The sequence below is a fragment of the Variovorax sp. UC122_21 genome (genome assembly GCF_044056785.1).
Classification (GTDB): domain Bacteria; phylum Pseudomonadota; class Gammaproteobacteria; order Burkholderiales; family Burkholderiaceae_C; genus Variovorax.
This window is the reverse complement of sequence record NZ_CP172003.1, coordinates 2,297,205-2,321,150: the sequence shown is the minus strand read 5'-3', so window position 1 is coordinate 2,321,150 and position 23,946 is coordinate 2,297,205. Positions and strand designations below refer to the sequence as shown.

Sequence of the window (23,946 nt, the reverse complement as noted above, 5' to 3'; positions counted from 1 at the left end):
CTCCCAATCCAGCGAGCCGCCGATGCGGATGGTGCCGCCGTCGGCCACGCGGCCAGTAGGTGCGGCCCGACAGGTCGACCGCGGTGACGGCCTGCGCCGCAACGTCGAGCACTGCGGTGTCGCCGATCCAGAACAGGCCGGTCTTCGCGAGGTCGGCCTGCCCGCCGCCGATGGCGATGGTGCCGCCCGGTGCGCTCAGGAGTCCGTCCACGCGCACGTCGCGGCCGCGCAGCGCGATCGACTGGCCGGGATCGACCGTGATGGCGCTGCCCACGCCGATGGCGACCGGCCCCGACGCGACCGCCGCCGCCGCGGCGACCGCATCGTCGGTGGACTGCAGGGCAATGCCGGCGCCGCCGCGCTGCGTCAGCACGCCCTTCAGCGGATCCTCGGTCCAGGTCGGCGGCAGCCAGCGTTCGAGCGCCAGCGCGGGATCGCTGCCGGTGGCCACGGCGCGCGCCGCATCGCCGAAGCGCAAGACCGGCATGCGCACGTCGATCCTGGCGTTGTCGGGCACGACCACGCCGAGGCGGGCGTTGATGTCGTAGCTGGAGAAGCCGGTCTGGAAAATGCCGGTGTCGAGAGACAGGTTCGGCCGCGTGGCGACCGGCCGATCGAAGACCGCACCGGCCGTCACGCGCGTGCCACCCGCGAGCGTGAGATCGATGGGCGACGCCTGCCCGGCGGCGATCGTCCGGTTTTCCGGAACGATCAACAAGCCTTCGGGGAAGACCTCCCTCGGCACCACGTAGCCGCCGGGAAAGTTCTCGGCACTGACGCTGCTCGTGATGCGGAACCCCGCGGGCATGGTCGGCCGATCGCCGGTCGACTCGATGAAGAATGCCTCGAAGCGGCCGTCGCTGTGGAACCCTCCGAGCGTGTATCGCCCGGCACCCGCCGGCGGCGTCCAGTCGGCCGCGAGCACGACCCCATCGCCCGAGAAGATCGGCCGCGTCCCCACCGCCTCGCCGGGCTGCGCGCGCGTGCGCTCGTAGCTGTAGTCCACCGGCAGGACGTCGCCCGCGCGCACCTGGTAGTCCTGCAGCAGGATCAGATCGGTCGGTGCCGCTTGGCCGGCGCCGAGCGTGCCATCCATGCCCGGCACCTGGCCGCCGACGACGATGGCCGTGCCCGAAAGCATGCGCAGCGTGCCGCCACCCGCCACGCCGAAGCCGCGGATGTCGCCGTCGACCGTGAGCAGGCCGTGCGTCGATGGCACGCCCGCGAACTGCATGTCCGCGAACAGCGTCACGTCGCCGCCGCGTCCGCCGCGCGTCTTGCCGTCGGCCAGCAGCGCCGCGCCCGACGAGACGTCGATCGTCGTGCCCGCGGCGAGCGTCAGGTCGCCGGTGGTGCGCACGTCGACCTTGCCGCCGTCGATGTAGGGCAGGCCGTGGCTGTCGGTGGGATCGAGCTTCAGGTTGGACCACAAGCCACGCGCGTCGAGCACCGCGCCGCTGGCGATCGTCACCTTGACCGGCTTTTCACCGAAGGGAGCCAACGCGCCCTCCACGATGCCCGTGCTGCCGTTCACCCGGCGCACGTTGCCCAGCGCAATCTCGCCACCGCGTGCCGTGAGGTTCGCGTCCACCTGCACCTGGGGTGCGAGCAGCCGGATGCTGCCGCCCGCGGCGACCGCCACGGCATCTTCCACCGTGACGCTGTCCGAGCCCGCGGCCAGCAATGCGCCCAGGCCCCAGCCGTTCAGGCGCTCGCTGTCGATGTGGAGCGCGTCCTTGCGTTCCTGCGGCAGCGGCCCGTTCGGCGAGATGCCGTCGCCCAGCCCCGGCTCGCCGGTGCCGAACACGATGCGCGCGAAAGTCGGCGAGAAGGTCGGGAACGCGCGTGCGCGCCCCGTCCCCGGATCGGTGCCGTAGGACGTGAGGTAGCTGCCCAGCACCAGTTGCGCGGCCAGTGCCGCCGCATCGTGCGATTGCGCGTAGCCATCCAGTCCCGCGTCGCGCCTGGCCGTTTGTTGCGGCCCCTGGTAGACCGTGGACGTGATGTCACCCTCGAGCACCGCGGCACGGGTCGACACCACGAGCCGGCCCGCGTCGCGCCCGACCGTGTAGCCGTTCTCCAGCCGCTGCTGCGGCCCGATCAGCGGGTTGTAGAAGAACTCCGTGGTCTTGTCGCCCCAGCGCTCGTGCGCGTCTTCATAGCCCTTGTAGAGGCCCGTGTACCGCACGTCCGCCGGCGCCCTGGAGACCTCGTACAGCCGGCCGTCCGCTCCCTTGAGCCAGCTCTGCCGGATCATCCCAGTCTGCACGTCCAGCGTGCCGCCCGAGAGGTTGATGTTCGAACCCGCCTGCGTGACCAGCTCCGCGCCCGCGAACACCACGCTGCCGCCCTGCGCGGCCCATTCGCCGATGCCGTGGCCCTGCAGACCCAGGTAGCCGCCGACCTCGAGCAGGCCGCCCGGCGTGTACCAGCGTTCCTTGTCGTAGCCGCCCACGCCGGCCGCCACGCGCAGCAGCTTGCGCCGGTCGATCCACACGTTGCCGTTGTTGAGCAGCGTGGTGTCGCGGTTCAGCGGCGCGTCGCGCTGCTCGTTGCCCTGGATGTTGATCTGCACATTGTTCGACGACATCGCCACCTGCACGCCGACGGCGCCGGAAACGTCGAGCCTGGCGCCGTTGGCGACCGTGCTGCGCGCCGCGGTGCCCGCGCTCACCGCGATCTGGCCGCCCGTTGCCAGCGTGGTGGAGCCGCCCTCGAACAGCACGCCGCCGCCCGCGACGATCTCGATGCGCGACTGGTCGCGGCGGTCCTCGATCAGCGAGAGGTTGTCGAAGGTCGAATCGGGCGAATTCGCCACCGCCGGCGGCACCATCAGCGCATCGCGCTGGCTGTCGAGCGCGGTGCGGCCGTGCCGGTCGTCCAGCAGGATCGCGTTCAGGCCACGTGCCGTCACCGTGACGCTGCCGAGCTTGTCGCTCGCCGAATTCAGCAGATGGATGCTGCCGCGCGCATCGACCGTGGTCGTCGCCACGGCCACGCCGTCCTGCACCACCTTGCGACCCGCCAGGGTGATGTCGCCTTCGGGCGCCTGCAGCAGGCCGGTGTTGGTCACCGCGCCCGCCGTGCTGTCGACATCGAACTGCGGCGCGACTTCGTTGCCGCGCGTGGTGGAACGCTGGTTCGACGCGGTGCCCTGCCCCTGGCGCACGATGAAGAAATCTCCCGCCGCCATCTGCACCTGGCCGCGCGGCGCGGTGATGGTGCCGGCGTTGGTGACCTCCTTGCCCAGCAGCAGCGCATAGCCGCCGCCCTGCGTGACGGTGGTCGTCGGCGTGGTGTTGATGCGCGCGCCGGCCTGCACCTCGACCTTGCCGTCGGCATCGGTGAAGCTCGGCGTGTAGGCACCGTTCGCCTGCGCGCTGTAGATGCCGCGCGCCTTGAACTGCTCGTCGCCGATCTTCGCCGCCGCCGCGACGAGGTTGCGCGTGTCGGTCTGGCTCGAGCCGCTGAACACGATGCCGTTGCGGTTCGCGATCAACACCGTGCCGTCGGCCTTGATCCGGCCCTGGATCTGCGAAGGCCGCGCCTGCGGGTCGTTGACGCGGTTGAGCACGGCCCAGTCGGCCTGCTGCCTGAAATCGACGGTGGTGCGCTTGCCGACGTTGAAGGTCTCCCAGTTGAGGATCGCGCGGTCGCCGGTCTGCTGGATGGTGACCGTGGTGCGGCCATCGCCGCCTTGCGATTGCACGGGCGCCTGGGCATCGAGCCAGCCCGCGGTCAGCGAATTGGTGTCGACCTTCAAGCCGCCGTCGGCCAGGCCGTCGGGCACTGACGAGGGATCGTCCAAGGCCGCCTGCCGCGCGGCCGCCTGCGCGGCCTGCTGCGCCGCGATGCCCTGCGCGGCGAGGTTCAGGTTGCCGAGCGAACGCTGCAACTGCTCGCGCGACTGTTGCTGCTGCGCGCTCGGCGTGTTGAGCGAGGACACGGGCAGGCCATTGGGCAGGCGACCCGTCGCGATCGCCTGGCCCTGCGCGATGTTCTTCTGCGCTATCCATGCCGCGCTGAACGCGCGTTGCTGCGCGTGCGCAGCCGCCGTCATGCCGCAGGCGGCGAGCAGCAAGGCGACGGCGCGTGCCAGGGGCGCCAGGGGCGCGGCCGGTGCGCGCGAACGAAGGGAATGGGAATTCAGGACCATGATTGCCCGGTGCGGTGCTGCATGCGGAAGGTGTCGGAGGAACTGCCGCGCCCGAAGGCGGCGACACGGCTGGAACCGACACGCCTGTCATCGACGGGTCGCCGCGGACGCCTGCGTCCCGGCAGGATCGACGCGCGCTGCACGGCGGCGCATGCGGCCGGCAGCAGTGCCCGCCACAGCGCGAGCGCCTCGCGCCACGCCTGCGCGTGCATCGCGCTGCGCGCGCACCAGGCCTGCAGCGCGAAGGCCTCCGCCTCGCTGGCATGCAGGCGATTCAGGCGCACGAGCCATTCGAACGCTTCGCCGAGGCAGGCGTCGTGCGAGGCGGGGCCGTCGTCGATGGGTGTCGGTTCCATACCCCCAAGACGAGCCTGCGCGGGGCAACCCGTAAATTATTCGAGGGCGGGCCGTCGCGGTCCCCGCCCCTTCAACTCAGGACGACGAATCCGCCGGGCAGGCTGCGCATGCGCGCGCCGTAGCGTTCGCGGATCATCAGCGGGGCGTTGTCGATGCTGCGCAGCGCGATCTGCATGCGCACCGGGGTGCGGCCGAGCTCGTCGTTGCGCAGGAAGACCTTGCCCGGGCGATACCGGTTGATCTCGGCGATCACGTCCGCCAGCGGCACGCGGTCGAAGGACAGCACGCCGCTGCGCCAGGCGCCCACGCTCGCCACGTCGGCACGCACGGGCTCCTGCAGGCCCGTCCGGTCGTAGAACATCTGCCGGCCCTCCTCCAGCGTGCGCTGCTGGCCGGCCACGCTGACCGTGACCCGGCCCTCAAGGCAGGTCACGCAGACCTGCGGACCGGTGTAGCGGACATTGATGCGCGCGGCATTCGCCTGCAGGCGGCCGCCGCCGGCGTCCACGAAGAAGGCCCCGGTGCCGGCGAGGGCGACCTCGGCCTCGCCCGCCACCAGTTCGAAGCCGTCGCGGCCCACGCGATTGATCAGGGTCTGCGTGTTCATCCGCACGTCGACGCTGGGAGCAAGCGCGAGCTGGCGCTGTTCGCCGGTCGCGGTGCGGTAGTCGGCCGCGAGCTCCTCGACCGAGGGCCACAGGCCCAGCGGCGGTTGCACCACGACCGCCGCCACCGCCGCCGCCACCGCACCGCCGAGAAAGGCGCGCCGGCCGGGCGAGGAAGGCAACGCGCGGGACCCGCCGCGCCAGCCCGGCAGGCCGCGTGCTCGACGCGGGGGGCAGCGCCTGGCGCGCGGCCTCTTCGATCAGCAACGGATCGATCGACGACCACACGCGCATCACCTCGCGCCATGCCTGCGCGTGCGCGGCATTGCGGGTGGCCCATTCGCGGAACGCGTCGGCATCGGCGCGCGTGGCTTCGCCCGAATGCAGGCGCAGCCACCAGGCCTGGGCCTGATGCTGCGGCGAGCCGGATTCGGGTGGAGTGAAGGACATGGCGTACATCAGTATTTTCGCGGTCCGCTGAAATGGCCCTGCTGGGCCGCCTCCACGTGCGGCAGATGCTTCTTGCAGTAGTCGAGCGCGGCGCGCAATTCCTTCTCGACCGTGCTCAGCGACACGTCGAGACGCTGCGCGATCTCGCTGTTGAGCCGGCCCTCGACGCGGGCCGCGACCAGGATCGCGCGCCGCCGCGCGGGCATGCGCGCGAGCACCTCGCCCAGCGCCTCGATGTCGCTGCGCGCGCTCGCGATGCGCTCGGGATCGGCGGTCTCGTCGACGATGTGGACCAGCGCGTCGATCTCGACGCGAGCCAGCAGCGCGTCGTCCTGCCGATAGCGGTCGATCGCGATGTTGGCGGCCATGCGCAGCAGGTAGGCGTCGGGGTTGTGGATCGTGGCGGGGTTCGAGGCGGGCGAACCGGGCTGTGCCCCCGTCTCGCCGGCGGTGGTGGCCAGCCGCAACCAGGTCTCCTGCATGGCGTCGGCCGCGTCGTCGCGCGAGCCCACGATGCGTTCGAGCCTGCCGCGCAACTCGGCATAGCGCGCGACCACGCGGGCGCGCAGGCTTGCCGCCAGGCCCGGCGTCTCGTTCATCACGGCAGGGCCTCCGGCGCGGCCGGGACATCTGCGCAGGCCGACTCGGCATCGGGCCCTTCGGGCAGCAGCAGGATCACCAGCGGCTGCGGCAGCGAGGCGGGCGGTGGCGTGCCGACCGCCAGGGTACGCACCTTGCGCAGCACCGCGGCATCGCGGCTGGTCTGGCCGGTGGTGCTCAGCAGGCGAAAGCGCTCGACCGTGCCGCGCGCATCCAGGCGCACCTGGAGCGCGAGGCGATAGCCGCCGGGCCGCGTTTCGCTCGCGCCGCACAGCGAGGCGCGCAGGGCCTGCTGCACCTGGGCGGCATAGGACTGGTACAAGACATTTCCTCCGTGGAACCCCGACTCCTCGAACTCCGGCGCTTCCGTGCCCGGCTGCCAGGCCGGCGCAGCCGGCCCGCGCGCCGCCTGGATCACCACCGATGTCGCGGTGGCATGGCGCGCCTCCAGCCCCGTCCCGGCCAGCATCGCCTCGAGGGCCTGCGCGGCCGTCAACCGCCCGCGCACCGCGCCGGCCGGCCGTTGCGCATCCTCGCCGTCGACCAGCACGTCGAGCCCGGTGGCCCGGCTGAAAGCCGCTATCGCATCGCCCAGGCGCTGCGCGCCGATGTCGAACTCGATCCGCGTGCCGGCCTGCATGGCCACGGGTGGGTTCGAGCCCGCGGCCTGTGCCCGCGCGCCGTCCGGCGCGAACAGCGTGGCGGTTCCAGCCAGACACCAGGCCAGTGTCAGCACACTGACCGATGCCGAATTCGCTCTCATACCCGATAGGCGCAGATGCCCCCGAGCCGCCGCGTTCGCCGGACGATCCGGGACCGCGTGGACTGCTCGGTACGCGGTCGACGTTAGTTCGCGGCGGTGACGCTCGCGTGACATGGAGGCCGGGCGCGGGTGTCACCCCGGATCGGCGCGAACGCGAGGGTTGCATCGCGGCGGTGTTCCTTGGGTACGTGGAAGGCAAAACGGAGAAAGCCCCGAGGATCCGGCCGCGTCGTGCGCGGCGTTCTCCCCGAGGCGGAATGGCCGCCGGACGCGCCGGCAGCCTGGCCACGCTACGGCCGTGGATCAGTTCGTCAGCGGACGGCCGACGCTGGCGCAGACGCTGGTGTTGCCGATGCCCAGCGGGCTGCTCGGGTTCAGGAACACGTTCTTGATCTGGGTGTTCCAGTTGTTGGTGCCCACCGAGCCGTCAGGCAGCGCGATGAAGTTGTGGTTGGCAACCTTGGTCATGGTCGCCGAGTCCGGCAGCGTGGCGGGTTGGCGCCGATGGCCGGCAGGCCATAGATCTTCGCGAGGAAGTTGCGGACCTTGGTCTGCACCGCGGCGTCCTTGTAGCACTGGTTCACCAGGATGTTGGTGGTGCCGAAGATCGGATAGCCCGAGGCCGGCTTGGAATAGGCCGGAACCCATGCCAGCGGATCGGTCGACTGCGACGCGCCGCCGACCGGCAGCGACGTGCCGGCGAGCTGGGTCTTGATCGCGCTGGACGACGGCAGGTTGCCGTTGATGCGGGCGACGACCGCGTTGTTGCTGCCGGTGTAGAGCGGTTCGGGGCTCAGGTAGCCGACGCGGCCGTCGGTGCCGAAGGCGCCCGACATGCCGCTGCTGCCCGTCACTGCCACCCAGTGGGCGGGAATGGCGCTCGAACCCGTCGCGGCGCTCAGGGCACCGGCCACGGCGGTCGTGAAGCTGTTGGACACCACGAAGCCGGCGCCCGGGCAGGCTTCGACCAGGTAGCGGCTCAGCAGTTCGGTGGTACCGCTGGTCTCGCTGCGATAGACCACGCGCACGAGGTTCGTGCCGGGGTTGGCGGTCGTCGCGGTGCCGAGCACCTGTTCCCACATCAGGTTGGGCTGGGTGGTGGTGATCAGCGGCTTGTTGGCGAAGACGGCGCACATCTGGGCGTCCGTCAGGTTCAGCGTCGAGACGCCGGTGCGCTTGTAGGGGATCAGCACCGAGGTGGCCACCGTCGGCAGCTGGATCTGGCGGCCCCAGGCGGCCTGGCGGGTCTGCGTGCCGCCGGCGGGGAACACGTCGTTGGTGTAGCTGTTGCGCTCGGCGGCGGTCATCAGCGAATCGCTGCCGGCGAAGTGCACCGACTGGGGTCGCGCCCCAGGCGGGCGTCGTGGCCAGCGATTCGTTCTTGAAGCCGGTCGCGTTGTTGGTGAAGAAGGCCGTCTTGCCGGCGCCCGAACCGGTGCCGGTGTAGCTGAAGTCGGTGAGGCCCACGCCGCTAGGCAGGGCATCGTCATACAGCAGCTCGGGCAGGGTCGCGCCACCGCCGACCGCGATCTGGGCCGACGCCGCACCGGCGGCCAGAACACCCACCACCATCACGGCCGCGATCGCGACCGGCTTGAACATTGCACGCATTGGGAAACTCCTTTGCATTGACCAATAAAGATTTGAGCTGGCAGAGACAGGTGCCGCGCGAGGCCCCATGGGGCCATCGAATCCGCCTGCCTCCTCGCTACCTGTGCCGCCTTCCTGGCGACCCATGAATCTTCTTTTCGGGGGGTGACAGCAGGCCGAAAAAAGCTCGGGAAGACGCGGTGAAGAACTCCCGAGTTCGCGCTGCATCCGGCAACACGCGAGATCGCGCGAAGACGATCGCGCGAGGACTTTTGTCCTCAGCGCACCATCTGGTTCATCTCCATGATCGGCATCAGCACGGCCAGCACGATGGCCATCACGACGCCGCCCATGCCAAGGATCATCAGGGGTTCGAGCAGCGTGGTGAGTCGCATCGCGCGGCGTTCGAGGTCGCGCGAGAGGTTCTGCGCGGCACGCTCGAACATCGCCGCGAGCGCTCCCGTCTTCTCGCCGCTGGCGACCAGGTGGACGAGGTTCGAGGGAAATATTTTTTGCGCCTTCAGCGCGGCGGCGAGCGGCGTGCCCTCCTTCACGCGGCCGGTGGCCTCGAGCACGCAGCGCTTGATCCATTCGTTGCCGAGCGTCTGCCGCGCGGCCTCGAGCGCACGCAGCAGCGGCACGCCGGCATCCATCAGGATCGACAGCGTGGAGGCGAAGCGCGCGGTGTCGACGCCGAGCGCGAAGCGGCCCGCGACCGGCATGCGCAATATCGCGGCATGCCAGCGCATGCGCCTCGTCGCGTCGCGCAACGCGGCACGCGCGGCGATCCAGGCGGCCGCGAGCACGCCCGCGCTCAGCCAGCCCCATTCGCGCACGAAGGCGCTGGCCGCCAGCATCGCGCGCGTGATCGCGGGAAGCTCCTGCTTCGCCTGCGCGAAGGCACCCACCACCTGCGGCACCACGTAGCCGAGCAGGAAGACGACGATGCACAGCGAGACGAAGCCGACCACGGCCGGGTAGATGAAGGCGGTCAGGACCTTGCCGCGCAGGTTGTCGCGGTTCTCGAGGTAGTCGGCCAGCCGTTCCATCACGCGCGCGAGGTCGCCCGAGTCCTCGCCCGCGCTCACCAGCGCGCGATAGATCGCCGGGAAGTCGCGCGGCCGCTCGCCGAGCGCGTCGGCCAGCCGCATGCCGGCGCGCACGCCATCGCACACCGCGCGCAGCGCCTCGGCCACATGCCGACGCTCGGCCTGCTCGATGGTGGCGACCAGCGCCGCCTCGAGCGGCAGCCGCGCGCCCAGCAGGCTCGCGAGTTCTCGCGTGGCCCAGCACAGGTCGGCGGCACCGAGCGCCGGGTTCAGGAAGGAGAAGGCGCCGCCGCCGGCCGTGGCCTCGCGCACCTGCAGTGGCGTCAGGCCGCGCTCGCGCAACTGCGCGCGCACCGCGCGGGCGGACTCGCCCTCGGCGCTGCCGCGCTGGATCTCGCCCGCGCCGTTCGCGGCCTCGAACTCGAAGCGTGCCATGGCGAAGCTCAGGCGTCGCGCGTCACGCGCACGATCTCCTCGGCCGTGGTCACGCCCTCGCGGACCCAGCGCTGGCCATCCTCGCGCATCGAACGCATGCCGCGCTGCGCCGCGGCGGCGCGCATGGCCTGCTCGTCGCCGCCCTGGTGGATCAGGCGCCGGATCTCGTCGTCGATCACGAACAGCTCGTGGATGCCGGTGCGGCCCTTGAAGCCCGAGTGGCCACAGGCGGGGCAGCCCGCCGGCCGGTAGACGGTGCACCCGTCGGCCTGCGGGTGCGCGGTCTTGCACTCGGGACAGAGACGGCGCACGAGGCGCTGCGCGAGCACGCCCAGCAGCGAGGACGACAGCAGGAAGGGCTCGATGCCCATGTCGCTCATGCGCGTGACGGCCGACACGGCGTCGTTGGTGTGCAGCGAGGCCAGCACGCCGTGCCCGGTCAGCGAGGACTGCACCGCGATCTGCGCGGTCTCGAGGTCGCGGATCTCGCCGATCATGATGTTGTCGGGATCCTGCCGCAGCGCGGCGCGCAAGGCGGCGCCGAAGGTCATGCCGATCTTCGCGTGGACGGGGATCTGGCCGATGCCCGGCAGGTCGTACTCGACCGGATCCTCGACGGTGAGGATGTTGCTCGTGGACAGGTCGAGCTGGCCGAGTGCCGCGTAGAGCGTGGTGGTCTTGCCGCTGCCGGTCGGCCCCGTGACCAGCACGATGCCGTGCGGCTGCCGCACCAGCCGCGTGAGCTCGGCCAGGGTGTCGCTCGCCATGCCCAGGCGCTCGAGCTGTAGGCGGCCAGCGTCCTTCTCGAGCAGGCGCAGCACGGCGCGCTCGCCATGCGCGGTGGGTACGGTCGACACGCGCACGTCGATCGGGCGGCCGCCCACGCGCAGGGTGATGCGGCCGTCCTGCGGCAGCCGCTTCTCGGCGATGTCGAGCTGCGCCATGATCTTGATGCGCGAGATCAGCGCCGCATGCAGCGCCTTGCGCGGCGCCACCACGTCGCGCAGCGTGCCATCGACGCGGTAGCGCACCACCGAATGGGTCTCGAACGACTCGAGATGGATGTCGCTCGCGCCATCGCGCGCGGCCTGCGCCAGCAGCGCGTTGATCATCCGGATCACCGGCGCGTCGTCCTGGGCGTCGAGCAGGTCGGTGACGGCCGGAATGTCCTGCATCAGGCGGTCGAGGTCGACCTGCTGCTCGACCGCCCCCCACCACCGAGGCGGCATCGTCGCTTTCGGCGTAGCCGCGCTCGAGCAGCCGGTCCATCTCGCCGTCGCCGACCTGGTGCAGCGGCAGCGCGCCGAAGCGCCGCCGCACCTCCGCCACGGCCCAGCCCGGCGTGCGGCGGCAGACGACGATGCACGCGCCCTCGGCCGCCGCCTCGTCGGCCGGCTGCAGGACGATGCGCTGGCTGCGCGCCCAGGCGTGGGGAAGCGCGGGGCTCATGGGGAGATCACCAGTTCCGGGCGGAAGCCCAGTTCGCGCAGCAGCGCGATGGCGTTGTCCACGGCCTGCGGGTCGCGCGCGACCTCGGTACGCACCAGGTTGCCCTCGCCGCCGGGCCCGCCGACCACATAGGCGGCGATGCCGCTGATGCGCACGCGCTGGACGATGCGCTGCGCATCCTGGTCGGCGCGCACATCGGCGATCTGGATCACCGTGACCTTGTCGTTGGTTCCCCCGTAGAGCGCCGAAGGATCGGAGGCGACGGTCAGGCCCAGCGGAAGCCGGGTGCGCACCGCGTCCTCGGCGGCCTGCGGCGGCGGCGCGGGCCGCTGGCGCACGGCACTGTCGGTGAGGGTGGCGGGCGGCGCCTGCTCGCGTGTGCGCTCCCAGCCTTCGGGCCGCAGGTCGAGCGAGCGCGTGCGCGCGGCCACCGGCACGTCCGAAGGCGGCAACGCGGGCGCGCCCATGCCGGGCAGCAGGCCGCGCGCGGGCGGCCGCACGCGGCCCTGCTGCATGCGCATGAAGTCGTAGCGGTCCTGCGTGAGGCCGCGGCCCGCGTTCGCGTCGCGGATCACGTAGGGCCGCAGGAACACCATCAGGTTGGTCTTGGCGCGCTGGCGCTTGTCGTAGCGGAACAGGCTGCCGAGCACCGGCACGTCGCCGAGTACCGGCACGCCTTCGCTGCCGTGGGTCACGCTGTCTTCCATCAGACCGCCGAGCACCATGATCTGGCCGTCGTCCACCAGCACGCTGGTGTCGAGCGCGCGCTTGTTGGTGACGATCCCCGAGAGGCCTGAGTTCTGCTCGTCGATGCTCGAGACCTCCTGGTAGATGTCGAGCTTGACGGTTCCCCCCTCGGAGATCTGCGGGCGGATGTTGAGCTTCAGGCCGATGTCCTCGCGCTGGATGGTCTGGAACGGGTTGTTGTTGGTGGTGCCGTTGGTGATGTACTGGCCGCTCACGAAAGGCACGGTCTTGCCCACCATGATCGACGCGGGCTCGTTGTCGAGCGTGAGGATGTTCGGGGTCGAGAGGATGTTGGCGCCGTTCTTCGCCTGCAGCGCGCGCGCGAGCATCTTGAGATTGAGGATCTCGCCCACGCCCGGCAGGTTGACGGTGCCGTCGACGATGCCGATGTTGAGTCCGCGCGGCAAGGCCTCGATGGAATTGCGCGCGGCCGCGTTGAGCGCGGCCGCGCCGTAGTTCGCGCCGCCGATCACCTGGCCGTTGCGGCCGGTGGCCATCCACTGGATGCCGAGCTCGGCCGCATCGGTCTCGGTCACCTCGACGATCAGGCTTTCGACCAGCACCTGCGCGCGCCGCTGGTCGAGCGTGTCGATCACGCGCCGCAGGCTGCGGTACATGGGTTCGGGCGCGGCGATCAGCAGGGTGTTGGTGGTGGCATCGGCCTGCACCGTCACGCCGCCCGCGGAGAACGCGGTGGCCCCGCCGCCGCCGCCCAGGCCGCCACCGCTCGCCGAGCCGCCACGGCCGCCGGTGCCGCCCGCGGTGCCGGACACGCCGCCGCCGAAGCGGCTGCCGTTGCTGCCGCCCGAGGTGTTGCCGCCGCTGCTCCCCCGGTGCCGTTCGTTCCCGCCGTGCCGCCGCTGTTCGCGGCCCCGGCGCCCGCGAGCATGCCGCCCGCGCCGAGTGCCGCGCGCACCGAGCCGCTGCCGCTGGTGGCGCTATCCGGCGATTCGCCGGTCAGAAGTCCGCGCAGGACGCCCGCGAGATTCACCGCCTGTGCGTTGCGCAGGTAGACCACGTGCAGGTTGCCCGGATCGCTCTGCGCGTTCTCGAGCTTGGCGATCAGCTCGCGCGCGAGCGCCGTGCGTCCCGGGCTGCTGGAGCGGATCACGATGCTGTTGGAGCGTGGATCGGCCAGCACCATGATGTCGCGCCGGCCCTTCTCGCCACCGCTGCCTTCGAGCAGTTCCGACGCCAGCGCGGCCACGTCCGTGGCCACGCCGTTGCGCAGCTTGACGATGTCGGCGTCGAGCGAGGTCGGCGTGTCGATGCTCTCGATGATGCGCGCCAGGCGCTCGAGGTTGTCGACGTAGTCGGTCACCACCAGCGTGTTGTTGGCCGGATAGGCGGCGATGCTGTTCTCGGCCGCGATCAACGGCTTGAGCACCGGCAGCATCGCCTCGGCGTCCTCGTAGGCGAGCCGGAAGGTGCGCGTGGCCAGCCCGCCACCGGGGCTGCGGGTGTTGACGCTGCCGCCCTGCAGCTTCGCGTCGGCCACCGGCACGACGCGGCTCACCTCGCCCACGTCGACGATCGCGAAGCCGCGCATGCGCAAGGCCGAGGACAGCATCGCGTAGGCCGTGGGCGCGGACACCTCGCCTTCGGACACCAGGGTGATCTGGCCCTTCACGCGCGGGTCGAACAGGAAGCTGCGTCCAAGGAAGCGGGCCAGCGCCGAGACCACCGAGGCGATGTCGGCATCGACGAAGTTGAGCACCACGCGCTCGTCGCGACCGCCGCGCGCGGGCTGTGGCGCGGCGGCGGCCGCCACGCCCTGGGTGTCCGTGGCCGGCGCCGCGCCGCTGCCCGCGGCGGCCAATGCCAGGCCGCACGCCGTTGCCCATCGGCGCCATGCCGGGCCCATTCGATCTCGCATCACTGACCGTCCTTGATGAGTTGGGTGGACCGCAGGTCCACCCGGCCGCGCACGCTGCCTTGCGCCCCGCCATCGCCGCCGTTCCCGGAAGCGACAGGTGCGACACGCTCGAGCATCGCGGCGCCGACCTCGAGGTCGCCGCGCGCGGCGACTTCCGCGAGCCAGGAAAGCACGCGTCCCGGCGGAACGGGTGCGTCGAATTCGATCCGCCAGGTCTTGGCCGGGGCCGGCTTGCCGGTGGCGCCGGGCGCATCGGCGACGACGGCGTCGATGCGATAGAGGCCGCGCAGGCCGGCACGGTCGAGCCCGACGGCGAGCGGTTCGCGCAGGCCGTCGGCATCCGCCGTGCCGCCGCGCCGCGGTGCGTCGAGCGGACGTGCCGAGGGCACGTCGGCCAGCAGCCGCTCGAGCTCGGCGGACTGGGCCTGCAACAGCGGGAGTTCGCGCTGCCAGCGCGCGCGCCGCTCGAGCGCGGGCTGGGCCGCGAGCAGCCACAGCAGGGCCAGCACCATCACCAGCGCCGCGATGCCCACCGCCAGGCGGTCGCGCGCGGGCAAGGCGCGCCAGCGCGCGCTGCCCGCGCGCAGCCGCTGTGCCGCCGCATGCCATCGGCCGGCCAGCGCGTGCAGGCGCCGCGGGACGGCGTTCATGGACCGCGTCATGGGCCGCCCTGTGCCGCCGGCGCCGCAGCCTTGTCGCCCACCGCGACACCGAGGCGCAGCTCGGCCGCATCGCCCTCGAGCACCCATCCTCGTTCGCGGCCCCGGGCCTGCAACGCACGCCATGCCTCGCCCACCGGCGCGCCGCCCTCGCGCCAGCGCAGGCGCAGCGTTCCCGCGGCGTAGTCGAGCCGCTGCACCTGTCCCGCGGGCACCTCGGCCAGCAGGCTCGCGGCGGCCTGCGAAAGGCCCGCGTAGTCGCTCCCGGTGGCGGGCAGGTCGCCGGCGGCGCGCGCATCCTTGTGCTGGCGCGCCTGCTTCAGCGGATCGACCACGACCGGGATGTCGGGGAAGGCGGCCTGCACGCGCGCCGCCATCTGCCGCTTCAGGCCCTGCCCCCGTGCCGCCAGGCGGTCGGCCTGCACGTTGAGGACGGTCAGCCACACCACGAGCGCGAGCGCCCCCCAGCCCAGCGCGGGCAGCGCGAGCGAGGCGGCCATGCCATCGCTCGCTGCCTCGCCCGCGGGCAGTGCCCAGCCCCAGCCCTCGCCCGACCAGTGCGCGGCATCCGCCGGCTCGTCGTCCAGCCATCGGATCGCCTCCGGCGCCGCATCGCCCGCCTGCGCGGCGAGCGCCAGCGCGCGGTCCTCGCCCTCGGGCAGCCAGTGCACGAAGCCCTGGGCCGTGCCCATGCGCACGATCAGCCAGCGCTCGATGGGCCAGGCCGTCGCGCCTTCGGCGGCCACGGGAAGGAAGGCGGTCGGCAGGTGCAGCTCGCGCACCGGCAGACCGTGGCGATGCAGCAGCACGCGCCAGCCCTCGATGGTGTCGCGCGCCACCCAGGCGGTCGGCACCTGGCCGCGCGCATCGCGCGGGCCGAAGGCCACCACGAGCTGTTCCACCGGTTGCAGCGCGCAGGGTTCCACGGCACCCAGCACGGCCTCGCGCAGCCGGCGGCCGGTGAGCGGCGGCAGGACGAAGGTCCGCATCGGCGTGTCGGCCGGGTGCAGCGCCGCTTCCACGCGCTGGGCCGCGAAGAGCCCGGCGATGGCCGCCAGCGCCATCTCGCCCTCGTCGTGCCAGCTGCCGTCTTCCGCGCGCCAGCCGCAGTGCGCCAGCACCGGGCCGCCGCCCTCGCCCGCCCATGCGGGCAGCCGCAGCCGCAGGCGCTGCACGGGGCGGGCTTTCATGCGCCCTCCCGCAACCACATCACGCGCGGCAGCGAAGCCTTGTCGTCGAGCAGCAGCACCGTCTGCAAGAACTTCGTGCGCGGCGTCTCGAGCATGCTGGCCACGCGGAACCAGTTGCTGGTGACGCCGATGCGCAGGGCCAGGGCGTCGAGTTCCGGCATCCGGAGTCGGTTGGAGAAATCGCCCGTGTTGATGAACCACTGGCCACGGTCGCGCGCGGCCAGGAGTTCGCGCGCGCGTTCGAGCGAGAGGCCCGGCACGCCCGCGGCCACCAGTTCGGCGCTCGCGGTGTTGGCGTTGATCCAGGTGCGAAACGGCAGCACCGTGACGAAGGGAGCCAGCCTGGCGACCGCCGCGGCGTCGACGCCGGCAGTGGCGAGCAGGTCCTCCACCGCGCGCGGGCGCGGCGCCCTGGGCTGGCGCGGCAGGTCGAGCGGCAGGCCCAGCGACGCGGCGGCCGCGGCCGCCGGATCGACCGCGCCTTCCTGCGCCGCGAAGCTCCCCGAGGTGGCGGACTCGTCGTCACCGAAGCTCAGCGCGATGCGCCGCGCGATTGCCTGCGATGCGGTCGCCGGCACGCCGAGCGAGGCGCACAGGCGCTGGAAGATCCCGAGCTCGATCGGGTCGATGCGCCCGCGCTCGACCAGGTTGCGCAGGTTGTACTTGCCCTGTTCGTCGCTGATCTCGCTCACCAGGCGGGCGCCGCCCTCCACCGCCAGCAGGCCGCCGGCCGGCCGCACCGAGGGCCGGCTCCAGGCGCCGTCGAGCCGGGTGGTGGGATCGCGCGTGGCCTCGGCGCGCAGAAGCTGTTGCGCCGCGCCGAGTTCGCCGCGCAGCAGCCAGCGCGCCTGAACCCGCGACTGCTCGCCCTGGGTGTCGCGGATCGCGGCGCTCTGGCGGTTCATCATCACGGCGGCGAGCGCGGCGATCAGCGCCACGATGAAGAGCGCGCTCACGACCGCCATGCCGCGCTGCCGCGCGCGGTGCCCCCTTGCCGCGATGACGATCGAGCCGCGCACGTGTGGGCCCGCGATCACCAGGAACCGATGTCCGCGTTGGCCTTCTCGCCGCCGGGCTCGCCATCCGCGCCGAGCGAGAACACGTCGATCTCGCCGCGGGTGCCGGGGTTGAGATACTGGTAGGCATTGCCCCAGGGGTCGGCGGGCAGCCGTTCCAGGTAGGGGCGCCAGTTGGCCGGCACTTTGCCCGCCGAGGGCTTCTCGATCAGGGCGCGCAACCCCTGCGCGGCGCTCGGGTAGGCGCCGTTGTCGAGGCGGTAGAGCTTCAGCCCCTGCATGACGGCCGCCACGTCCTGGCGCGCCGCGGTGGCGCGTGCCTGGTCGGGACGGTCCATCAGGCTGGGCACGATCAGCGCCGCCAGCACGCCGATGATGACGAGCACCACCATCAGTTCGATGAGGGTGAAGGCCGCCTCAAGACGGGTCTGCCGATCCGTGCGGCGACGGCTTGAAACTGCGGTCATCTTTCGCTCCCGAACATTGGACTTCAGCGGTCCGGTCCATGCTCGCAGCGGCAGATGTCAGTCCGATTGAAAATCCTCGGGAGCTTGGCGCGCGCGCCCGCGCGGCCTCGTCGTCACGCCGGCTTCACACGAACGGGCCACAGTGCGGCTCGCACCGCCCTCACAACCCGCTCTCCCGCGCCAGCACCCGCAACACCTGCCGCGCCACCTTCGCGAAGAAGCTCTCGCCCTGCGCGTCGAGCGTGACCACGCCGCGCACGATCTGGTGCAGGTAGATCGCGTCGCGCTGCGGTTCCAGCGGCCGCATCAGCAGCGGGTACTGGCTCTGGTTGGGCACCGCCTTGCCCTTGTCGGTGACGTTGACCGCGATCGGGCCGCCGTGCACCGACTGCAGGTAGGCCGAATCGATCTCCTCGGCCGCGACCGACGACAGGCCCACCAGCCGCACCTCGAAGCTGGCCTGGCGCGGATCGTCGGGCACGAAGCGGCCGACGGCGCCGTCGCGCAGGCGCCAGGCATGCTGGCCCTCGACATAGCCGCGCAGGTCCTGCGCGCCGCCTTCGTCGACGATGCGCGCCAGCAGCTGCTTGCCGGTGATCCAGCGCTGCGGATGCAGCTCGGCGTCGTAGTCGGCCACGGTGCCGGCGAACGGGGCCTTCACCTGCAGCAGCGCGCGCCGCTTGGCCAGGCCGCTGAGGTTCTCCTGCTCGGCCACCACGCCGCGCAGCAGCTCCTGGGTCTGGGCGCGGTCGATCTTGTCGGCCACCGAACGCGCGAGCCGCGCCTGCAGCAGCGCGAGCCGGATGCGCGCCTCGCGCTGCTCCTGCTCGAGCATCGGCGAGGCCAGCGTGAACAGCACCTGGCCCTCGCGCACGCGCTCGCCGGGGCGCACCTTGAGCTCGGCGACCTGCGCCGCCTCGGGCGCGAACACCGGCTCCTCGCGCGTGGCGCCGAGCACGGCCGGCACCTTGACGTTGACGTCGAGCGGCACGAAGGCCGCCAGCAGCAGCGCGCCGAGGATCGCCAGGCTCGCGATGCCGCGCCGCCCGGGCACGATGCGCTCGCGCATGCGCCACCAGTGGCCGAGCTCGCGCGCCACCGGCATCACGATGAACCAGCCGATCTCGACCGCGAACAGGAAGATGCCCACGGCCTTGAAGAAGAAGTGGTAGACCACGAGCGCGATGCCGAGGAACAGGAAGAAGCGGTAGAGCCAGGTCGCCCAGGCGAAGAAGGCGAACAGGCGCGCGGTGCGCGGCGCCACCGGCTCGGGCATCGGCGAGCGCAGGCCGAACAGCCACTCGCGCAGCTGCCACTGGCCGAAGGCCTGCGAGCGGCTGCTGAGGTTGGGCACGCCGATCATGTCGGACAGGAAGTAGTAGCCGTCGAAGCGCATGAACGGGCTCAGGTTGATCGCCAGCGTGCTGATCCAGCTCGTGGTGGCGATCACGAAGGCGGCGCTGCGCACCGGCCCGTCGGGCAGGAAGGCCCAGAGGAAGGTCGCGATGCTCGCCAGGCACAGCTCGGTGAGCACGCCGGCGCCGTCGACCAGCAGCCGCTGCTTGCGCGAGCGCAGCTTCCAGGTGTCGGTGGTGTCGGTGTAGAGCACCGGCACCATCACCAGGAACGAGACGCCCATGGTCGGCACGCGGCAGCCGTAGCGCGTGGCGGCATAGGCATGGCCGAGCTCGTGCAGGGTCTTGGTGAAGGCCAGGCTCAGGCCGTAGATCGCGATGCCCTGCAGCGAGAAGAAGTACGGGAAGGTGTGCAGGAACTCGTCCCACTGGCGCGAGACGAAGTACAGACCCACCAGCCCGAGCGCGACGATCAGCAGCGCGAAGCCGCGCGTGAACAGCGGCGCCACCCAGTGCACGGTGCGGCGCAGGAAGCGGTCGGGCTTGACCAGCGGCACGCGGATGAACAGGTAGTGGTGCAGCAGCCATTTCCACCACGCCTGGTCGTGCGCCCGGGCCTGGGCGCTCAGGCTCTTGACCGCGTCGCCCAGCGGCGCGCGCGTGAGGTTGTTGCTCGCGAGGAACTGCAGCAGCGCCTTGATGGCGCCGGGCTCGGGCTCGGCGCCCTGCTGCTGCGCGAACAGCCGCCGCATCTCGCCGACCGTGCGGCCGCGCCAGGCCGACAGCAGCGCGAGCTCGACCTGGCCGATCTGGAAGTAGGCATGCCGCACCGGGTCGAAGATGCTCCAGCTCGGCGCGCCGTCGAGCAGCGGCGAGCTGCGGTCGAAGCGCAGCTCCTCGCGCAGCTCGGGCAGCAGCGCGTCGTCGGGCAGTTCGCCCTGGGCGATGGCGGGCTTGGGGGCCATGGGCGACGGCCTCCTACCAGCCCAGGGTCTGGCGCGCCACGGTGATCGGGCGGCGCAGCACGTAGAACAGCAGCGGCACCTTGCCGCCGTAGACCTGCGCGGTGCCGCGCGTGCCGATGCGCAGCTGGTGCAGGGCCTGGGCATCGTCGGCACGCGCCGCAAGGCGGAAGGCCAGCGTGCTGCCGTCGGTCTTCTCGGCCTGGTAGCCGGCGCGCAGCAGGTGGGCCTCGATCGGGCGCAGCGGATCGCTGTCGAGGTAGATCTTCACGCGCGCGCCGTCCTCGATCAGCATGCTGTCCTGCACCGGCAGGAAGATGCTGAACTCGATGCGCTCGGCGTTGGCGATCTTCATGATCTGCTGGCCGGTCTCCACCGGCCGGCCCTGCCAGTCGCGGCGGTCGCTGTAGACCGCGATGCCGTCGACCGGCGCGCTGAGCACCGACTTGGCCATCAGGTCGCGCGCATAGTCGTACTGCGCGGTGGCGAGGTCGAGCTCGGCCTTGTTGATCGCCACCTCGCGGTTGGCGTCGGCACTGTCGATCGCGGCCTGCGAAGTGCTCGCGAAGCGCGCGGTCGCCACCTGCATCTTGCGCTGCGCGAGCTCGAGCTCGTTGCGCAGCTTGGTGTCCTCGAAGCGCAGGATCGGCTGGTTGGCCTTCACCGGCGTGTTCGGCGGCACGAGGATCTCGGCCACCACGCCGGTGAGCGGCGCGGCGATCACGGCCGGGTCGGCCGCGGCCACCTCCATCGGCGCCAGCGCGCTCATCGAGACCGGGAAGATGCAGGCCAGCAGCACCGCCGCGGCGATCAGCCAGCGCGTGCGGCGCTCGAAGCGCCAGCGTTCCCAGAAGCGGGTCGGCCCGGTCAGCGCGCCCCAGGCGTGCGAATAGGTCTCGGCCAGCCGGCGCGCCACCTTCTGCTGCGGCTCGCTCCAGGGCTCGAGCGCGAACAGCAGCACGCCGCCGAGCGCATCGCCGTCCTTCATGCGCATCGGCAGCCACAGCGCATGCGCGAACGGATAGGCCGCCGCGTCGCGCTCCTCGGGGTCGACGTAGGCCTCGCGGCCGAAGGCCAGCGGCGCCTCGGTGCGCGAGGCCTCGGCCGGCAGGCTCGCCACCAGCCGCTCGATCCAGCGGATCAGCGGCACGTTGCGGTCGACCGCGGCCAGGCTCGACACGCCGATGACCTGGAAGGCCGCGTCCGCATGGCGCCGGCGCAGGCAGAAGGCCTGGCGAAACGGCAGGATGCGCTTGGCCTCGTTGAGCAGGTGGAAGACCAGCTCCTTCTCGGTCTGCTGGCGCCGGATCTCGGCCTCGAGCTCGAGCAACACCAGCGTGCCGTCGCGAAAGCGCGGCGTGGCGTCGACCACGCGCGCGCCGGCCGGCGCCGCCTGTGCCGGCTTCGGTGACGGGCCTGCGGGACCATCTCCCAAAGGTGCTGCGCTCATGGTGCTGTCCGCCTTCTCATGGGGTGGCCTGCGCGCGCTGCCGCGAGGCCGGGTTCTGCGCGAATTCCGCGCTGCCGCTCATGCCGGGCAGCACCGCCTCGCGGCCGCCCGCGAACTGGCCGACCACGCGCACCGTCTGGCTCACGGGGTCGACCGCGGCACCGAGCCGGGTGACCTTGGCCTCGTAGCTGCGGCCGGTCTCGTCGATCCTGAACCTGAAGGGGCTGCCCGGCGCGAGCCAGCCGAGCCAGGCCGAGGGGGCGATCAGGTGCATCTCGAGTTCGCTGTCGTTGAGCACGCGCGTGAGCTCCTTGCCGGCCGCGGCGTTCTCGTGCTGGTGCGAGATGTTCTCCACCACGATGCCCGAGAACGGCGCGACGATGGTGCAGTCGCGCATCTGGGCCTCGAGCGCGGTCGCCTCGGCGCCGGTCTGCTCGGCCTTGGCCTTGGCGATCTGCACGTCGCTCTTGCCGATGGCCTCGTAGCGGTCGAGCTCCTGGCTCTGCTTGAGGATGGTCTGGCTCGCGCGGTTGGCGGCCCAGGCGGCATTGGCCTCGGCGCGGATGCGCGAGCAGTCGAAGGCCACCAGCACCGCGCCCTTCTGGAAGCGCTCGCCCTCCTTGAAGGGCATCTGCGCGATGCGCGCGGCGATCTTGGCCGAGAACAGCACCTCGTCCTTGGGCTTGACCACGCCGCGCACCGCGCTCGCATCGGCGCGCGGTGCATCGGCCGGCGCGATCGCGGCCAGCGCGCCGGGGGCGGCGGCCGCGGCGACGGCGGCGGCATTGCCGGTGCCCTGGGGCGGCGTGGCGGCCGCGGGCGGCGCGGGCGTGGACGGCGCCGCGGGCGGCGCCATCGCGGCGAGCGCGGTGCCCGGCGCCACGACCGGTTCGGCGGCGGGCGCGGGCTTGGCCGCGGTTGCCACAGGTGCGGATGATGGTGCCGGTGCCGGTGCCGGGGTCGGCGCGGGCGCCGCGGCCACCGGCGGCACCGCCTCGCGCTTCTTCGCCCCGCCTCCGCCCAGGTAGCCCCAGGCGATCGCGACCAGCACGACCGCGAAGGCGGCGCCGATCGCCAGCGTTCGCCAGCGCGCGCGGTCGGGCGAGGGGCTGCGGGACGGCTCGGGGGTGGGATCGTCGAGGTTCATGGAGCGAGGGCCCGGTGGTGGAATGAGAGAAGTCGCGCGTCAGGACGCCGCGCCGCAGGCCGCGGCCGCGGTGGCACCGGTCGTGTGCTGCCGGCTCTGCCACAGCCGCTGCAGCCCGCCCGCGAGCTGCGCCACCGAGTCGCGGCTGCTGACCTCGGGCGTGAAGCTGTCGAGGCCGATCGCGCTGTAGACGTTGGCGAAGGCGTTCTGCATGTCGGCATAGGCCAGGTCGTAGCGCACCTCGGCCAGCAGGCCGTTCATCTCCTCGCGGATCACGCGCTGGCGGCTCTCCTGGTTGGCCTTGAAGGCCGACTGCATCTGCGTGGTGATGCCGCCCTGCACCTCCGAGTAGCGCCCGGCCGTGATCAGCGACTGGCGCGCGAACGCGAACTGCGCGCGGCTCACGTGCACCTGGGTCATGATGGCCATGGTCAGCGCGCGCTCGCGCTCGGTCAGCCACTCGGCCTGGGTCTCGATCAGCCGCTTGTCGGCGGGATAGCGGAACAGGCTCACCAGGTTCCAGCTCGCGCGCACGCCCACGCCCGACCAGTTGTTGTTGTAGAGGAAGTCGTTGGAGTCGTAGTTGGTGCCGATGAAGGCACGCACGCTCGGCAGGTTGCGCAGCAGCGCGACCGTGCCGTCGCTCTCGTTGATGCGCAGCCGGTAGGCGATCTCGCGCAGCTCCGAGCGGTTCTCCAGCGCCGCGCGAACCATCCCCTCGCCCGAGAGGCAGAACTCGGTCGACAGCGCGCTGCGCTGCGGCACCACGAGCGAGAACTCGGTGCCGGGCGCGAGGTTCATGAGCGCGGCGAGCTGCGCCTTGGCGATCACCAGCTCGCGCTGCAGCGCCTGGATCTGGCGCTGCACGTCGATCAGGTCGCGCTGGTAGGTCAGCGCGGCCAGCGGGCTGGTGGTGCGCCGGCGCGCGATCTCCTCCGAGTCGCCGAGCGCGTTGTTGACGTCGCCCGACAGCTGCGTGAGCTTGCGGATCAGCCGCTCGGCGCTGATGGCGCGCCAATAGGCGGTGCGCACGTCCTCCACCATGCGGTTGGCGACCTTGCGGCGGTTCTCGAGCGAGATCAGCCGCTGGTCGGCGGTCTGCTTGGCGCGCGCGTACGAAACGCCGAAGTCCAGCACGTCCCAGCTCAGGCTCAGGTCGGCCGCCGTGGTCTGGCGCTCCGACGAGGTCGAGGGCTCCAGCGATTGTCGCCCGGTCAGCAGCGAACGGCTGCTCGCGCCGCTGTCGTTGCTGCGCCCGTTGTAGCCGGCATTGGCCACCAGCTGCGGCAGCATGTCGAAGCGCGCCCGGTCGAGCTCGCGGCCGCGCACCGCCTCCTCCATCATCGCGACCTTGTAGTCGAGGTTGTACTTGAGCGCGCGCGCCATCGCCTCGTAGAGGCCGATCGCACCGCCCACCGGCTCCTGGTCGGCCGTCAGCGACTTGAGGTTGCGGTCCACGCGCAGCGTCAGCTCGGTCTTGGTCAGCGGCGCGGGCGTGACGCTGCAGCCCGCCAGCACGGCGATAGAGGCGGCGGCGAGAGCGGCGGCGCGCAGCCTCGATGTGGCGGCAGGAGCGGCGGCGCGTGGACGGGTCGTGCGGGTCGTGCGTTGGATCGATGGCAT

Annotated in this window: 15 protein-coding genes and 4 pseudogenes; all 19 read right to left on the bottom strand. The window is 71.9% G+C overall.

The window, feature by feature from the left end:
- Window positions 1-4,146: 4,146 nt before the first annotated feature.
- A complete protein-coding gene (locus ACHMXE_RS11580) occupies window positions 4,147-4,512 on the bottom strand; it encodes a FecR/PupR family sigma factor regulator (protein WP_395346088.1) in 366 nt (121 codons plus the stop codon).
- A 71-nt stretch (window positions 4,513-4,583) separates the two neighbouring features.
- Complete coding sequence (locus ACHMXE_RS11575) at window positions 4,584-5,300, bottom strand: FecR family protein (RefSeq protein ID WP_395346086.1); 717 nt, start codon at window positions 5,298-5,300, stop codon at window positions 4,584-4,586.
- 163 nt (window positions 5,301-5,463) lie between these two features.
- Window positions 5,464-5,568, bottom strand: a pseudogene (locus tag ACHMXE_RS11570) (hypothetical protein); the annotation flags it as partial.
- An 8-nt stretch (window positions 5,569-5,576) separates the two neighbouring features.
- On the bottom strand, window positions 5,577-6,167 hold the full coding sequence (locus tag ACHMXE_RS11565) for an RNA polymerase sigma factor (RefSeq protein ID WP_203207396.1): 591 nt from the start codon (window positions 6,165-6,167) through the stop codon (window positions 5,577-5,579).
- Window positions 6,167-6,904 carry a TonB C-terminal domain-containing protein gene (locus ACHMXE_RS11560; protein WP_395346085.1) on the bottom strand — a complete coding sequence of 246 codons (738 nt, stop codon included), beginning with the start codon at window positions 6,902-6,904 and terminating at the stop codon, window positions 6,167-6,169. Before ACHMXE_RS11560 ends, ACHMXE_RS11565 begins: the two co-directional genes overlap by 1 nt.
- 330 nt (window positions 6,905-7,234) lie before the next feature.
- Window positions 7,235-7,399, bottom strand: a complete 165-nt coding sequence (locus ACHMXE_RS11555) for a hypothetical protein (protein WP_395346084.1) — start codon at window positions 7,397-7,399, stop codon at window positions 7,235-7,237.
- Window positions 7,396-8,238: a substrate-binding domain-containing protein gene (locus tag ACHMXE_RS11550; RefSeq protein WP_395346083.1), complete on the bottom strand. Its 843-nt coding sequence runs from the start codon at window positions 8,236-8,238 to the stop codon at window positions 7,396-7,398. The genes ACHMXE_RS11555 and ACHMXE_RS11550 overlap by 4 nt, the downstream gene beginning before the upstream one ends.
- 561 nt (window positions 8,239-8,799) lie before the next feature.
- Window positions 8,800-10,005 carry a type II secretion system inner membrane protein GspF gene (gene gspF / locus ACHMXE_RS11545; protein ID WP_395346082.1) on the bottom strand — a complete coding sequence of 402 codons (1,206 nt, stop codon included), beginning with the start codon at window positions 10,003-10,005 and terminating at the stop codon, window positions 8,800-8,802.
- 8 nt (window positions 10,006-10,013) lie between these two features.
- A pseudogene (gene gspE, locus ACHMXE_RS11540) lies at window positions 10,014-11,454 on the bottom strand (type II secretion system ATPase GspE).
- Window positions 11,451-13,013, bottom strand: a pseudogene (gspD, locus tag ACHMXE_RS11535) (type II secretion system secretin GspD); the annotation flags it as partial. The pseudogenes gspD and gspE, both read right to left, overlap by 4 nt.
- A gap of 287 nt (window positions 13,014-13,300) precedes the next feature.
- Window positions 13,301-14,065, bottom strand: a pseudogene (locus ACHMXE_RS11530) (secretin N-terminal domain-containing protein); the annotation flags it as partial.
- Window positions 14,066-14,076: 11 nt separating this feature from the next.
- Entirely contained in the window at window positions 14,077-14,727 is a 651-nt protein-coding gene (gene gspM / locus ACHMXE_RS11525) for a type II secretion system protein GspM (protein WP_395346081.1), read from the bottom strand.
- A gap of 8 nt (window positions 14,728-14,735) precedes the next feature.
- Window positions 14,736-15,926, bottom strand: coding sequence for a type II secretion system protein GspL (gspL, locus tag ACHMXE_RS11520; protein WP_395346080.1), 1,191 nt, complete (start codon window positions 15,924-15,926; stop codon window positions 14,736-14,738).
- Window positions 15,923-16,963, bottom strand: coding sequence for a type II secretion system minor pseudopilin GspK (gspK, locus tag ACHMXE_RS11515; protein ID WP_395346079.1), 1,041 nt, complete (start codon window positions 16,961-16,963; stop codon window positions 15,923-15,925). Before gspK ends, gspL begins: the two co-directional genes overlap by 4 nt.
- The gene (gene gspG / locus ACHMXE_RS11510) at window positions 16,960-17,409 is read right to left on the bottom strand and encodes a type II secretion system major pseudopilin GspG (protein ID WP_395346078.1); all 450 of its coding nucleotides are present in this window, start codon (window positions 17,407-17,409) and stop codon (window positions 16,960-16,962) included. The genes gspK and gspG overlap by 4 nt, the downstream gene beginning before the upstream one ends.
- A gap of 160 nt (window positions 17,410-17,569) precedes the next feature.
- Entirely contained in the window at window positions 17,570-19,729 is a 2,160-nt protein-coding gene (locus ACHMXE_RS11505; protein ID WP_203207406.1) for a site-2 protease family protein, read from the bottom strand.
- A 13-nt stretch (window positions 19,730-19,742) separates the two neighbouring features.
- Window positions 19,743-21,176: an efflux RND transporter periplasmic adaptor subunit gene (locus ACHMXE_RS11500; protein ID WP_395346076.1), complete on the bottom strand. Its 1,434-nt coding sequence runs from the start codon at window positions 21,174-21,176 to the stop codon at window positions 19,743-19,745.
- A gap of 16 nt (window positions 21,177-21,192) precedes the next feature.
- On the bottom strand, window positions 21,193-22,323 hold the full coding sequence (locus ACHMXE_RS11495; protein ID WP_395346074.1) for an efflux RND transporter periplasmic adaptor subunit: 1,131 nt from the start codon (window positions 22,321-22,323) through the stop codon (window positions 21,193-21,195).
- Window positions 22,324-22,362: 39 nt separating this feature from the next.
- Entirely contained in the window at window positions 22,363-23,946 is a 1,584-nt protein-coding gene (locus ACHMXE_RS11490; RefSeq protein ID WP_395346073.1) for a TolC family protein, read from the bottom strand.